Annotated in this window: 13 protein-coding genes; 7 read left to right on the forward strand and 6 right to left on the reverse strand. The window is 69.8% G+C overall.

Features of this window, described 5'->3' with window-relative positions; translation table 11 throughout:
- From whiA to secG, 5 genes are all read left to right on the forward strand, one after another.
- On the forward strand, window positions 1-257 hold a 257-nt coding region (whiA, locus tag G6020_RS08275), incomplete at its 5' end, for a DNA-binding protein WhiA (RefSeq protein WP_182610295.1).
- A 118-nt stretch (window positions 258-375) separates the two neighbouring features.
- Window positions 376-1,392, forward strand: coding sequence for a type I glyceraldehyde-3-phosphate dehydrogenase (gene gap, locus G6020_RS08280; RefSeq protein ID WP_182610296.1), 1,017 nt, complete (start codon window positions 376-378; stop codon window positions 1,390-1,392).
- 157 nt (window positions 1,393-1,549) lie between these two features.
- Entirely contained in the window at window positions 1,550-2,770 is a 1,221-nt protein-coding gene (locus G6020_RS08285) for a phosphoglycerate kinase (protein ID WP_182610297.1), read from the forward strand.
- A 29-nt stretch (window positions 2,771-2,799) separates the two neighbouring features.
- Window positions 2,800-3,585 (forward strand): triose-phosphate isomerase, encoded by a 786-nt coding sequence (tpiA, locus tag G6020_RS08290; protein WP_182610298.1) that lies wholly within the window; start codon window positions 2,800-2,802, stop codon window positions 3,583-3,585.
- A gap of 128 nt (window positions 3,586-3,713) precedes the next feature.
- Window positions 3,714-3,947, forward strand: coding sequence for a preprotein translocase subunit SecG (gene secG, locus G6020_RS08295; RefSeq protein WP_107747569.1), 234 nt, complete (start codon window positions 3,714-3,716; stop codon window positions 3,945-3,947).
- A 159-nt stretch (window positions 3,948-4,106) separates the two neighbouring features.
- Here the strand turns inward: secG and pgl are convergent, their stop codons facing one another.
- The 5 genes from pgl to tkt all read right to left on the reverse strand — a co-directional run bounded on the left by pgl (window position 4,107) and on the right by tkt (window position 10,590).
- On the reverse strand, window positions 4,107-4,829 hold the full coding sequence (gene pgl, locus G6020_RS08300) for a 6-phosphogluconolactonase (RefSeq protein ID WP_182610299.1): 723 nt from the start codon (window positions 4,827-4,829) through the stop codon (window positions 4,107-4,109).
- A gap of 52 nt (window positions 4,830-4,881) precedes the next feature.
- Window positions 4,882-5,802 (reverse strand): glucose-6-phosphate dehydrogenase assembly protein OpcA, encoded by a 921-nt coding sequence (locus G6020_RS08305; protein ID WP_311201597.1) that lies wholly within the window; start codon window positions 5,800-5,802, stop codon window positions 4,882-4,884.
- Window positions 5,799-7,280 carry a glucose-6-phosphate dehydrogenase gene (gene zwf / locus G6020_RS08310; protein WP_187700801.1) on the reverse strand — a complete coding sequence of 494 codons (1,482 nt, stop codon included), beginning with the start codon at window positions 7,278-7,280 and terminating at the stop codon, window positions 5,799-5,801. Before zwf ends, G6020_RS08305 begins: the two co-directional genes overlap by 4 nt.
- Window positions 7,281-7,375: 95 nt before the next feature.
- Complete coding sequence (gene tal, locus G6020_RS08315) at window positions 7,376-8,482, reverse strand: transaldolase (RefSeq protein ID WP_182610301.1); 1,107 nt, start codon at window positions 8,480-8,482, stop codon at window positions 7,376-7,378.
- Complete coding sequence (gene tkt, locus G6020_RS08320; protein WP_182610302.1) at window positions 8,479-10,590, reverse strand: transketolase; 2,112 nt, start codon at window positions 10,588-10,590, stop codon at window positions 8,479-8,481. Before tkt ends, tal begins: the two co-directional genes overlap by 4 nt.
- A gap of 175 nt (window positions 10,591-10,765) precedes the next feature.
- On the opposite strand from tkt, the gene G6020_RS08325 reads away from it, so the two are divergent.
- Window positions 10,766-11,782, forward strand: a complete 1,017-nt coding sequence (locus G6020_RS08325) for a heme o synthase (protein ID WP_347237945.1) — start codon at window positions 10,766-10,768, stop codon at window positions 11,780-11,782.
- Between the two features lie 4 nt (window positions 11,783-11,786).
- Here G6020_RS08325 and G6020_RS08330 read toward each other — a convergent pair whose 3' ends face one another.
- On the reverse strand, window positions 11,787-12,755 hold the full coding sequence (locus tag G6020_RS08330) for a quinone oxidoreductase (RefSeq protein WP_182610304.1): 969 nt from the start codon (window positions 12,753-12,755) through the stop codon (window positions 11,787-11,789).
- 114 nt (window positions 12,756-12,869) lie between these two features.
- Between G6020_RS08330 and G6020_RS08335 the strand changes: the two genes are divergently transcribed.
- Window positions 12,870-13,050 (forward strand): hypothetical protein (locus G6020_RS08335; protein WP_182610305.1); only part of this gene is annotated, 181 nt, incomplete at its 3' end.

Below are 13,050 nucleotides of genomic sequence, written 5' to 3' on the forward strand. Positions count from 1 at the left end.
CCGCCCGCGTCCAGCGTGCGCTCGAAATCCTGGCCGAGGACGTCCCGGACCACCTGTTGGCCGCGGGTGAGCTGCGCGTCCAACACCGTCAGTCCTCGCTCGAGGAACTGGGCCAGCTCGCCGACCCACCCATGACCAAGGACGCGGTGGCCGGCCGGATTCGCCGAATGCTGTCCATGGCCGACCGCAAAGCAGCCGATCTGGGTATCCCGGACACCGAGTCCGTCGTGACCGAGGACATGCTCGACGAAGACTGATCCGTGGTCTGCGGACCCTGCACAGCCCCCACATGGGGCGGGTAGTCTGGGTCACGTCCCCGGGCACCACCCAGCCCTCAGGGGTATTTTTCTCGCACCACCTATAAGGAGACATCACGTGACCGTGCGCGTAGGCATCAACGGATTCGGACGTATCGGCCGCAACTTCTACCGCGCGGTGGAGGCACTGAAGGCCGAGGGCAAGACGGATATCGAGATCGTGGCCGTCAACGACCTCACCACGAACGACATGCTCGCTCACCTGCTCAAGTACGACTCGATCCTCGGCCGCCTGGGCAAGGACGTCACGTTCGACGACTCGTCGATCACCGTCGGTGGGACCAAGATCGGCGCCCTCGCGGTCAAGGAGGGCCCCGCGTCCGTGCCGTGGGGTGACTACGGTGTCGACGTCGTCGTCGAGTCCACCGGCATCTTCACCGACGCCGTGAAGGCCAAGGGCCACCTCGAGGGTGGCGCCAAGAAGGTCATCATCTCGGCGCCGGCCAAGAACGAGGACATCACCATCGTCATGGGCGTCAACGACCACGAGTACGACGGCTCGCAGACGATCATCTCCAACGCCTCCTGCACCACCAACTGCCTCGCGCCGGTCGCCAAGATCCTCTCCGACGAGTTCGGGATCATCAAGGGCCTCATGACCACGATCCACGCCTACACCCAGGATCAGAACCTGCAGGACGCCCCCCACAGCGACATGCGTCGCGCCCGCGCCGCCGGCATCAACATGGTGCCCACCTCCACCGGTGCCGCCAAGGCGGTCGCTTTGGTCCTGCCCGAGCTCAAGGGCAAGTTCGACGGTTACGCCGTGCGCGTCCCGCTGCCCACCGGTTCGCTCACCGACCTCACGGTCGAGCTCGAGAAGAAGGCCTCCGTCGACGAGGTCAACGCCGCGATCAAGGCCGCGGCCGAGGGCCCCATGAAGGGCATCCTGAAGTACACCGAGGACCCCATCGTCTCCTCCGACATCGTCGGCGACCCGCACTCCTCGATCTTCGACGCGCCGCTGACCAAGGCCATCGACGGCCAGATCAAGATCGCGTCCTGGTACGACAACGAGTGGGGCTACTCCAACCGCCTCGCCGACATCATCGGCCTGGTCGGCAAGTCGCTGTAAGAGCCCTCGGGCCTGACGACCCCGCATCACACCGGGCCCGGTCCGGGAACGCCCAGAGCGTCCCGGCCGGGCCCGAGGTACATCACCCGCACCACCGATGTCGACCCACACCACCCGCACCACACCACCACCGTCCTCCCGACAGGAGCCCCACCCCATGGCAGTGAGCACTCTCCAGGACCTGCTCGACGCCGGCGTCGAAGGTCGCAAGATCCTCGTCCGCTGCGACCTCAACGTCCCGCTCGACGGATCGACCATCACCGACTCCGGCCGGATCACGGCCTCACTGCCCACCCTCAACTCCCTCCTCGACGCCGGCGCCGCACTGGTGATCACAGCGCACCTGGGCCGGCCGAAGGGTGCGGCCGATCCCGCGTTCTCGTTGGCCCCCGTCGCGGAGAAGCTGGGAGACGAGCTGGGCCGTTACGTGCAGCTGGCGGGCGACGTGGTGGGGCCGGATGCCCGTGAGCGCGCCAACGGGCTGACCGACGGCGACGTGCTGTTGGTCGAGAACATCCGCTTCGACCCCCGTGAGACCAGCAAGGACCCCGCCGAGCGTGCTGCTCTGGCCGCCGAGCTGGCGAGCCTCGTGGGGGAGGACGGCGCCTTCGTGTCCAACGGGTTCGGGGTGGTCCACCGCGCCCAGGCGTCGGTCTACGACATCGCCGAGGTGCTCCCCGCCTACGCCGGTGACCTGGTCCAGAGTGAGGTCGAGGTCCTCGCCGGTCTGACCGGGGACGCCGAGCGCCCCTACGCCGTGGTGCTCGGCGGCTCCAAGGTCTCGGACAAGCTCGCCGTGATCGAGGCCCTCGCCCCCAAGGTCGACACCCTGGTCATCGGCGGCGGTATGTGCTTCACCTTCCTCGCCGCACAGGGCCACGGCGTCGGGTCCTCGCTCCTGCAGGAGGAGATGATCGGCACCTGCAAGGACCTGCTCGACAAGTTCGGCGACGTGATCACCCTGCCGGTCGACGTCGTGGCGGCCGACGGGTTCGCCGCCGACGCGGCGCACACCACGGTGCCGGCCGACGCGATTCCCGACGGCCGGATGGGGCTCGATATCGGTCCCGAGTCCGTGGCCCTGTTCACCGAGAAGCTGTCCGCCGCCAAGACGGTCTTCTGGAACGGCCCGATGGGCGTCTTCGAGTTCGAGGCGTTCTCGGCCGGTACCCGTGGCGTCGCCGAGGCGATCATCACGGCCACCCGCAACGGTGCGTTCTCGGTGGTGGGCGGCGGCGACTCCGCGGCAGCCGTCCGGACGCTCGGGCTCGGCGAGGAGAACTTCTCGCACATCTCGACCGGCGGCGGAGCGTCGCTCGAGTACCTCGAGGGCAAGGAACTCCCGGGGGTCACCGCCCTCGAACGCAGCAACAACTGATCCGCACGCGCCGACCCACAGGAGACGACATGGCACGCACCCCGCTCATCGCCGGAAACTGGAAGATGAACCTCAACCACCTCGAGGCGATCGCTCTCGTGCAGAAGGTGGCGTTCGCACTGCCCGAGAAGTACCTCGAGAAGGTGGAGGTGGCGTTCATCCCTCCGTACACCGACATCCGCGGTGTACAGATCGTGATCGAGGGGGACAAGCTCGGCTTCGCCTACGGAGCGCAGGACGTGTCGGTCCACGAGTCCGGTGCGTACACCGGTGAGATCTCGGCGGGGATGCTCGCCAAACTGGGGTGCACCTATGTCGTGGTCGGCCACTCCGAGCGTCGCGAATACCATTCGGAGACCGACGAGCTGGTCGCCGCCAAGGCCGCGGCGTGCCACAAGCACGGCCTCAGCCCGATCGTCTGCGTGGGGGAGAAGCTCGAGACCCGCGAGGCCGGCGACCACGTGGGGTTCGTCGTCGAGCAGCTCAAGGGATCCCTCGCGGGTCTGGACGAGGGACAACTGGCCTCCACCGTGATCGCCTACGAGCCCGTGTGGGCCATCGGCACGGGGAAGACCGCCTCGGCGGCGGATGCGCAGGAGGTCTGCGCCGCGATCCGCGCGGCCCTCACCGAGCTGGCCGGACCCGAGATCGCGGATCAGATGCGGGTCCTGTACGGCGGGAGCGTCAACTCCTCCACCATCGGCGAGCTGCTCGAGCAGCCCGACGTCGACGGTGGTCTCGTGGGCGGGTCCTCGCTCAAGCCCGACGAGTTCGCCCAGCTCTCGGCCATCGCCGCCGGCGGTCCACTGCCCTGAGTCGACAGGCCCGGCGTGGCCGCCCCGACACGGGCGGGCGCGCCGGGATTCGCCCTGGAGACCTCACCGGGTAGTCTGGACCAGTCGTCCTCCGACCACCCCGACCTGACGTAAGGCCCGATCCGCACATGAAGCTCGCCCTGGACATCTTCCTCGTCGCCACCAGCCTGCTGTTGATGCTGTTCATCCTGCTGCACCGCGGCAAGGGGGGCGGACTGTCCTCGCTGTTCGGCGGTGGCGTCCAGTCCAGCCTCTCCGGGTCCAGTGTCGTGGAGCGCAACCTCGACCGCGTGACCGTGGTCGTCGCGATCCTGTGGCTCATCGCCATCGTCGCCGTCGGACTCCTGGTCCGGTTCGGCTGACCGTCTGACCGCCTGACCGTCTGACCGGCTGACCGTCGCGCCGCCCGGCGCGTCGACACGGGGTGCGCACCTCCGCGAGGAGGGGCGCACCCCGTCGTCGTGGACACCCGGTTGTCGGTGGCCGAGAGACGGGTCCCCGGTGACCAGGGTGCCCGCGGATCAGTTCAGTGCGGACGCCGCGCCCACGTCGAGGTGGTAGGTCGTGGACTCGGTGCCCACCGCGCCGGCCACCGGCCAGTCCGACGGTGAGGCCCCGCCGATTCCCTCGGCGACCGCCTCCGCCTTGCCCTCACCTGCGGCCACCACCAGGATGTGCCGCGAGCGACGAACCGCCGGGAGGGTGAACGTCAGCCGCTCCGGAGGCGGCTTGGGGCAGTCGCGGACCCCCACGACCAACCGCTCCGTCTCGGCGACCGCCGGCGTGTGGGGGAAGATGGAGTCGATGTGGCCCTCCGGGCCCATCCCGAGGATGGTCACGTCGAAGATCGGATCGTCCCCGGCGGGGATCGTCAGTGACTCGAGGAAGCGCTCGGCGGCGGAGTCGACATCGCTGTCCTGCCCGGTTCTCGCGGGCCAGCGATGCACTGTCGGACGGTCCCCCAGGGAGTCGAGCAGTGCCTCGTCCAGCTGGCCGTCGTTGCGTTCCGGGTGATCGGCGGGAACGAAGCGTTCGTCGCCGAAGAAGATCGTGACCTTCTCCCATTCCACGGTCGAGTCGGCGAGCGCGGCGGCGGTCTTGACCCCCACCGAGCCCCCGGTCAGCGACAGACTCGCCCGTCCGGCGGCGGCGATCCGTTCGGTCAGATGCTCCACCGCGTCCCGGGCGGCCGCGGTGGCGAGCGCGTCGGGGTCGGCGTGGACGAGATGACGGATGTGGGACATCGGTCCTCCTGTGGTGTCGGGTCTCGGTCGTCCGGTACGTGGGCGGCCCCGCTCAGCGGACGGAGGCCGAGGTGTAGATCACGCGATCGTGGTTCGCGAGTGCGTCGGCGTACACACCGTCTGTGTCCATGCGGCGCAGCTCCTCGGCGAGGCAGTCCGCCACGCTCCGTTTCACCAACGTCACCCGTGTGGGGGAGTGACCGGTGATCCGCAGCTCCGCGGAGGTGGGGCTCACCTGCTCGATGACGATCGATCCGGAGGCACGCTCCAGGACGACCATCCTCGGCCCCACCGCGCGATGGACGTCGATCCCGAGACGGGAGGCGAGCCACCCACCGGCGAGGTCCACGGACGCGGCCCGTTCGGGGCCGCACACCGTGGCGCCGGTGATCGTCTCGAACGGCGGCCGGTCCAGCGTGGCCGCCAGCAGGGAACGCCAGTGCGTGACCCGGGCCCAGGCGAGATCGGTGTCACCCGGGGAGTATCCGGCCGCCCGCTTGGCCAGTGCGTCCGTGGGGTGGCCCTCGGCGTCGGAGTCCACGATCCGGCGACGCGCGAGTCGGCCCACCTTGTCCTCGGACAGCAGTGTCGGCGAATGCCTGGGCCACCACACCGCGAGAGGGGTGTCGGGGAGGAGCAGCGGGGTGACCAACGAGGCGGACTGCGACGCCATCGCCCCCGAGGTCCGCAGGACCACGACCTCGGCCGCCCCCGCATCGCCACCGACCCGGATCTGACCGTCGAGCCGGTCCGCCCTGGCACGGTTGCCGCGGATCACCACGATCACGCGGCACGGGTGCTCCCGGCTGGCCTCGTTGGCCGCCTCGATCGCGGATTCGCTGCCGCGGACGTGGTCGGTGAGGACGATCAGCGTCAGCACCCGGCCGATGGTGCTCAGGCCCGCGTCCTCGCGGATCTGCACGAGCTTCTTGGAGATCTCGCGGGTCGAGGTGTCGGGCAGGTCGATGATCACGGTCGCCTCCATGCGCGGCCACTGCGGGCCAGGATCTCGTCGGCACCACGCGGGCCCCACGTCCCGGCCTGGTACTGCTCCGGGGTGCCGCCGGCCGACCACTCGTCGAGGACGGGATCGAGCAACATCCAGCTCAACTCCACCTCGCGCGAGACGGGGAAGAGTGACGGCTCGCCGAGCAACACGTCCAGGATCAACCGCTCGTAGGCCTCGGGCGAGGACTCGGTGAACGCCTCGCCGTAGGCGAAGTCCATGTTGACGTCGCGGACCTCCATCGCGGTCCCGGGCACCTTGGACCCGAACCGCAGCGTGACGCCCTCGTCCGGCTGGACGCGGATCACCAGGGCGTTCTGACCCAGTTCCTGGGTCATGGTCGCGTCGAAGGGCAGGTGCGGCGCGCGTCGGAAGACCACCGCGATCTCGGTGACACGACGGCCCAGCCGTTTGCCGGTGCGCAGATAGAACGGGACCCCGGCCCAGCGTCGGTTGTGGACCTCGAGGGTGATCGCGGCGTAGGTCTCGGTGGTGGAGGACGGGTCGTACCCGTCCTCGTCCTTGAGCCCCACGACCTGCTCGGACCCCTGCCACCCACCGGAGTACTGACCCCGGGCCGCGGTCTCGGAGATCGGCAGCGCCAGTGAGGTGGACTCGAGGACCTTGGTCTTCTCCGCCCGCAGCGCGGCGGCCGAGAAGTCCGTGGGTTCCTCCATCGCCACCAGTGCCATGAGCTGGATGAGGTGGTTCTGGATGACGTCGCGCGCCGCCCCGATGCCGTCGTAGTAGCCGGCGCGGCCGCCCAGACCGATGTCCTCGGCCATGGTGATCTGCACGTGGTCGACGTGATTGGCGTTCCACACCGGCTCGAAGAGCTGGTTGGCGAAGCGCAGGGCGAGGATGTTCTGGACCGTCTCCTTGCCCAGGTAGTGGTCGATGCGGAACACCGAGTCCTCGGGGAAGACGGCACCCACCACGGCGTTGAGCTCGCGGGCACTCGCCAGATCGTGACCGAAGGGCTTCTCGATCACCACGCGGCGCCACGATCCGTCGACCGCCCTGGTGCATCCGGTCCGGTCGAGGTGCCGACAGACCGTGGGGAAGTCGTCCGGGGGGACGGACAGGTAGAACGCGTAGTTCCCGGCCGTGCCCCGGTCGACCTCCAGAGCCGTCAGCTGCTCCGCCAGGTGGTCGAAGCCCTCGTCGTCGTCGAAGGTCCCGGTGACGAACCGCAGTCCCGCCGCCAGTTGTTCCCAGACGTCCTCCCGGAACGGGGTACGGCACCGTTCCCGGGCGTGTTCACGGGCGAACTCGGCGAACTCGGAGTGGGTCCACCGGCGTCGACCGAAGCCGATGAGGGAGAAGCCCGGGGGGAGCAGACCCCGGTTCGCGAGGTCGTAGACGGCGGGGATGAGCTTCTTCTTGGACAGGTCGCCGGTGACGCCGAAGATGACGAGCCCGGACGGGCCGGCGATCCGTGGCAGCCGCCGGTCCCGCGGATCGCGGAGCGGGTTGGCCGACCCCTCCGGTCCGCCGACGGGGTCGCCGACGGCCGGGGAGGGCCGACTGTCCGGGTCGGTCACGACCCCGAGGGGATCTCGTCGATACGCGAGGTCACCGTGGCGATGAGGTCGTCCCACGCGCTGACGAACTTGCTCACGCCCTGCTGCTCGAGCAGCGTGAAGACCTCGTCGAGGTCGATCCCCTCCGCACGCAGCGCCTCGAGGGTCTCACGCGAGTCCCCACCGGTGCCCCGGACGGTGTCCCCCTCGAGGACGCCGTGGTCCGCGAACGCCTCCATGGTCGCGAACGGCATGGTGTTGACGGTGCCGTGGGTGACCAGGCCGCTCACGTACATGGTGTCGGGGTAGGCGGGGTCCTTGACGCCGGTGGACGCCCAGAGCAGCCGCTGGGGACGGGCACCCCGGGCGGCGAGGTCACCGAAACGACCGGAGGTGTCGTAGACCTCGTCGTAGACGTCCTGACACAGCCGCGCGTTGGCCAGCCCCGCCCTGCCACGCAGGTCGGAGTCCGCCGGCAGACGGGAGTCGATCTCGGTGTCGAGTCGGCTGACGAACACCGAGGCCACGGAATGGATGCGGGAGAGGTCGTGACCGGCCTCCGCAGCCCTCTCGAGTCCCGCCAGGTACGCCTCCGCGACCGCGCGGTACTGGTCGGCCGAGAAGATGAGGGTCACGTTGACATCGATCCCCCGGCCGATCACCTCCGTGATGGCGGGGAGCCCGGCGGACGTCGCCGGGATCTTGATCATGAGGTTGGGCCGGTCGACGACCGCGGAGAGCTCGACGGCCTGGGCCACCGTCCCCTCCGTGTCGTCCGCCAGCCGGGGATCGACCTCGAGTGAGACGCGTCCGTCGACGCCGTCGGTGGCCTCGAACACGTCGGCCAGGACCGCACAGGCGTCCCGTACGTCCGCGGTGGTGAGCGCGCGGACGACGGAATCGACGTCCCTGTCCGCACGGACGGCCTCGGCGAGCGCCGACTCGTAGGCCGACGAGTCGCCCAGAGCGGCCTGGAAGATCGCGGGGTTGGTGGTGACCCCCACGACCGAGTAGGTGGACATCCGCTCCTCGAGCTCACCGGAGGTGAGCAGCTGGCGGGACAGGTCGTCGAGCCAGACCGAGACACCGGCGGCGCTCAGTGCGGCGAGATTGGCGTTGGTCATGATGCCTCCCCGTTGACGGCCGCGAGGGATTCGCGGGCTGCGGCGACCACGGCGTCGCCGGTGATTCCGAACTCGGAGTACAGGGTCTGGTACGGGGCGGACGCACCGAAGTGCTCCAGTGACACCGCCCGACCCGCGTCGCCGAGGAAGCGATACCACGGCATCGCGATCCCGGCCTCGACACTCACCCGGGCTCGGACCGACCGGGGGAGGACCGACTCGCGGTACTCCGGATCCTGCTGGTCGAAGAACTCGACACACGGCATCGACACCACCCGGGTCGGCACGCCCTCGGCCTCGAGGACCTCTCGCGCCTCGACCGCCAGGTGGACCTCGGAACCGGTACCCATCAGGATCACCTCGGGGGATCCGGTCGACGCCTCGGCCAGCACGTAGCCACCACGCTCGACGCCCTCGCGCGCCGACTCGGCCGTGCCCTCCAGGACAGGGATGTCCTGACGGGTCAGACACAGCCCCTTGGGGCCGTCGAGGGCGATGAGCATCGCGCGCCACGCCGCCGCCGTCTCATTGGCGTCCGCCGGCCGCAGTACGGACAGGCCGGGGATGGCCCGCAGCGCCGCGAGCTGCTCGACCGGCTGGTGGGTGGGACCGTCCTCGCCGAGACCGATCGAGTCGTGGGTCCACACGTAGTAGGCGTTGCTGCCCTGGAGGGCCGCGAGCCGGACGGCCGGGCGCATGTACTCGCTGAAGATGAGGAAGGTCCCGCCGTAGGGCCGGGTGGGACCGTGCAGCGCGATCCCGTTGAGGATCGCTCCCATGGCGTGCTCGCGGACGCCGAAGTGCAGGTTGCGCCCGTACGGGGACGCCGTCCACATCCCGGTCGAGATCGACGGGGGGCCGAAGGAGTCGGCGCCCTCGATCTGGGTGTTGTTGGACCCCGCCAGGTCCGCCGACCCACCCCACAGCTCCGGGAGGGTCCCGGCGAGTGCCTGGATGGCCTTGGCGGAGGCCTTGCGGGTGGCGACACCCTTGGGGTCGGCCTCCCAACTCGGGAGCCCGGCGTCCCAGCCCTCGGGCAACTGGCCTGAGTAGAGGCGGTCGAAGAGGCTCTTCGCCTCGGGGTTGGCCTCGGCCCACGCGTGGAACATGTCGCTCCACTGCGCGTGGACGCGGGCGCCACGGTCGCGTGCCGCGCGGGTGTGGGCGATCACCTCGTCGTCCACGGTGAACGGCTCGGTGCCGCCCATGCCGAGCGCCTCCTTGACCGCGTCCACCTCGGCCTGCCCGAGCGCCGAACCGTGCGAGGCCCCCGTGTTCATCTTCGTCGGGGCGGGGTACGCGATCACCGTGCGCAGGACGATCATCGAGGGCTTGTCCGTGACGGCGCGCGCGTCGGCGATCGCCCCCTCGATGGCCTCGATGTCCTCACCCCCGTCGACCGTCTGGACGTGCCAGCCGTAGGCCTCGTAGCGGGCGGCCACGTCCTCGGTGAAGGCGATCTGGGTGTCGTCCTCGATCGAGATCTTGTTGTCGTCGTAGACCGCGATGAGGTTCCCGAGCTGCTGGGTCCCCGCGAGCGAGCAGGCCTCGGCGGTCACGCCCTCCTGCACGTCCCCGTCCGAGGCGACGACGTAGATGAAGTGGTCGAACGGGCTCTTCCCGGCGGGTGCCTCCGGATCGAACAGCCCCCGCTCGTACCGGGCGGCCATGGCCATACCCACCGCGGACGCCAGCCCCTGGCCGAGCGGCCCGGTGGTGATCTCCACCCCGTCGGTGTGGTTCCACTCGGGATGACCCGGGGTCTTGGATCCCCAGGTGCGCAGCGCCTTGAGATCCTCGAGCTCCAGCCCGAATCCGGCGAGGTAGAGCTGGACGTACTGGGTGAGGGAGGAGTGGCCGCAGGACAGGACGAAACGGTCACGCCCCACCCACTTCGGGTCCGACGGGTCATGTCGCATCACCCGCTGGTAGAGCGTGTAGGCCAGGGGCGCCAGGCTCATGGCGGTGCCCGGGTGACCGCTGCCGCAGTTCTGCACGGCCTCGGCGGCCAGGACACGAGCGGTGTCGACCGCCCGGGTGTCCAGTTCGGTCCAGTCGGACGGGTGGCGGGCGGTGGTGAGCTCGGTGATCTCCGACGCGCTGGTCACTTGTGGTTCTCCCGGGTCGAGGGTGCGGCGCGGATCCGCGCGTATGTCGTGGACCACCTTAGTGGTCACCCGCCCCCGGGGTCGGACCGTCCCCGCCCCCGCTCTTTCGCGGAGCGTGCAGGGGGGACGTAGTATCGGCCGGGTAGTGCGTTGACATCTGCTGCGAGGAGTTCCGGTGCACGATTCCACCCCGACCCGGAGTGGGGGGCCGTCCGTCTCCCCTCCAGAGTCCTCGGGGCGGCCGGCTCCGGCGAGCGGGCGCGCCCGCGTAGTCGACGTCGTCATGTCGTACATCGCCCTCACCAAGCCGCGCGTCATCGAGTTGCTCCTGGTGGCCGCCATCCCCGCGATGCTGCAGGCCGACCGCGGGCAGGTCCACCTCGGCCTGGTGCTGTTGACGCTGGTGGGTGGCTGGCTCGGCGCCGCCAGCGCCAACACCCTCAACATGGTCGTCGACGCTGACATCGACAAGGTCATGAAGCGGACCGAACGGCGCCCGCTGGCCCGCCACGCCGTGACCCCCCGGGCCGCGCTGGTCTTCGGCCTGGTGCTCGGCGCGGCCAGCATGCTGTGGCTGGGACTCCTGGCACAGAGCTGGCTCGCCGCCCTGTTCATCCTGCTGACGATCTGCTTCTACGTCTTCGTCTACACGATGATCCTCAAGCGCCGCACCGCCCAGAACGTGGTGTGGGGTGGCGCCGCCGGGTGTATGCCCGTGCTCGTCTCGTGGGCGGTCATCACCGACCACCTGCCCGAGGGTCAACCGAGCAACTGGTGGCAGGCGATCGTCCTGTTCCTCATCATCTTCTTCTGGACCCCGCCCCACACCTGGGCCCTGGCCATGCGGTACAAGGAGGACTACAAGGCCGCCGGGGTACCGATGTTGCCGGTGGTCATGTCGGCGGAGGGCGTCACCCGACGCATCACCCTCTACACCTGGGCCACGGTCCTGTGCACCTTCGTGCTCATCCCGGCGGCGGGATGGATCTACGCGGCGGGCGCGATCGGCTTCGGTGTGTGGTTCATCGTCATGGCCCACCGCCTCGAGGCCGGTGTGCGCCGAGGTGTCGAGGTCAAGCCCCTCAAGCTGTTCATCCTGTCGAACAACTACCTGGCCGCGGTGTTCGTGGCCCTGTCGATCGACGCCGTTCTCGGTCTCGAGACCCTGTCGGCGGCGTTCTCCCTGTTCTGATCGGTCACCTGGAGGGGTCGAGCGTGATCGACCCCGTGGTGCGCCGCGACTGCAACGCCCGGTGCGCCTGCGCCGCGTCGGTGAGTCCGAAGGTCGCCCCGACGTCGAGGACGAGCGACCCGTCGACCAGCCCCTCCATCACCTCGGCCGCACGGTCGCGGTACTCCTCGGTGGTCGCGATGAAGTCGCCGAGCTTGGGCCGGGTCAGGAACACCGATCCGGCCGCGTTGAGCCGCTGCGGGTCCACCGGCGGCACGGGGCCACTCGCCGCCCCGAACAGCACCAGCGTGCCGCGCCGCTCGAGCGAGGCCAGACTGGTGTCGAAGGTGTCCCGCCCGACTCCGTCGAACACCACCGCCACACCGCCACCGGACAGCTCGCGGATCCTCTCGGGCGTCGCCTCCGGATAGAGCAGGACGTGGTGCGCACCCAGGCCCCTGCAGATCTGCGCCTTCGACTCGGTCGAGGTGGTGGTGATGACCCGGTATCCACGGGCCACCGCCATCTGGATGAGGAGCTGCCCCACCCCTCCGGCGCCGGCGGTGATCAGTACCGCGTCCCCGCCGTGCGCACGATGGGTGTCGGTGATGAGGTAGTGCGCGGTGAGCCCCTGGAGGAGCATCGACGCCGCGACGCCGTCGGACACCTCGTCGGGGACGGCGACCAGGGCCTCCGACGGGGCGACCACGTACTGCGCGTAGGAACCGGGCACCTGGCACCATGCCACCCGGTCCCCGGTCACGAGGTCGGGCGTGCCCACCCCCAGCGCGTCGACGACCCCGGCGCCCTCGCTGCCGGGGACATACGGCAACGCGGTCTGATAGATGCCCTCCCGGAAGTAGGTGTCGATGTAGTTGACGCCGATGGAGGTGGTCCGGACGAGCACTTCCCCGGGACCAGGTGAGGGAGTCTCCAGCTCGACAGGCTCGAGGACGTCGGGGCCACCGTGTTCTGAGATCCGGACTGCACGCATGGGCCCAGTATCCGCCACAGCCCGCGCCCTCGCCGCCCGGATATCGCGCGGTCTGGTGGCGGCACCCCGGGAGCGGCGGGCAACCGGGGACACCGGAGGCGATAGGCTACCCCCATGAGCCTGCAGATCCTTTCCCAGTACGCCGGGGGACCGCGAGTCCGGGCGACCGGTCGGCCCGCCGTCACCACCAGCGGGTCCGGTGCCGTGTCGGAATCCGATCAGGCGCCCGCCGCCGTCGACGAGGTGGCCGGCGGAGGCGAGACCGCGGCACCGGTGGACGAGGCCGCCACCCCGG

The organism is Dietzia sp. B19 (assembly GCF_014145155.1).
Classification (GTDB): Bacteria; Actinomycetota; Actinomycetes; order Mycobacteriales; family Mycobacteriaceae; genus Dietzia; species Dietzia natronolimnaea.

What these genes read in the sequence shown, in the direction of transcription:
- G6020_RS08285 (WP_182610297.1), top strand. Translation starts at nt 1,550, where the DNA reads ATGGCAGTGAGCACTCTCCAGGACCTGCTCGACGCCGGCGTCGAAGGT.
- tpiA (WP_182610298.1), top strand. Translation starts at nt 2,800, where the DNA reads ATGGCACGCACCCCGCTCATCGCCGGAAACTGGAAGATGAACCTCAAC.
- secG (WP_107747569.1), top strand. Translation starts at nt 3,714, where the DNA reads ATGAAGCTCGCCCTGGACATCTTCCTCGTCGCCACCAGCCTGCTGTTG.
- pgl (WP_182610299.1), bottom strand. Translation starts at nt 4,829, where the DNA reads ATGTCCCACATCCGTCATCTCGTCCACGCCGACCCCGACGCGCTCGCC.
- tal (WP_182610301.1), bottom strand. Translation starts at nt 8,482, where the DNA reads ATGACCAACGCCAATCTCGCCGCACTGAGCGCCGCCGGTGTCTCGGTC.
- G6020_RS08330 (WP_182610304.1), bottom strand. Translation starts at nt 12,755, where the DNA reads ATGCGTGCAGTCCGGATCTCAGAACACGGTGGCCCCGACGTCCTCGAG.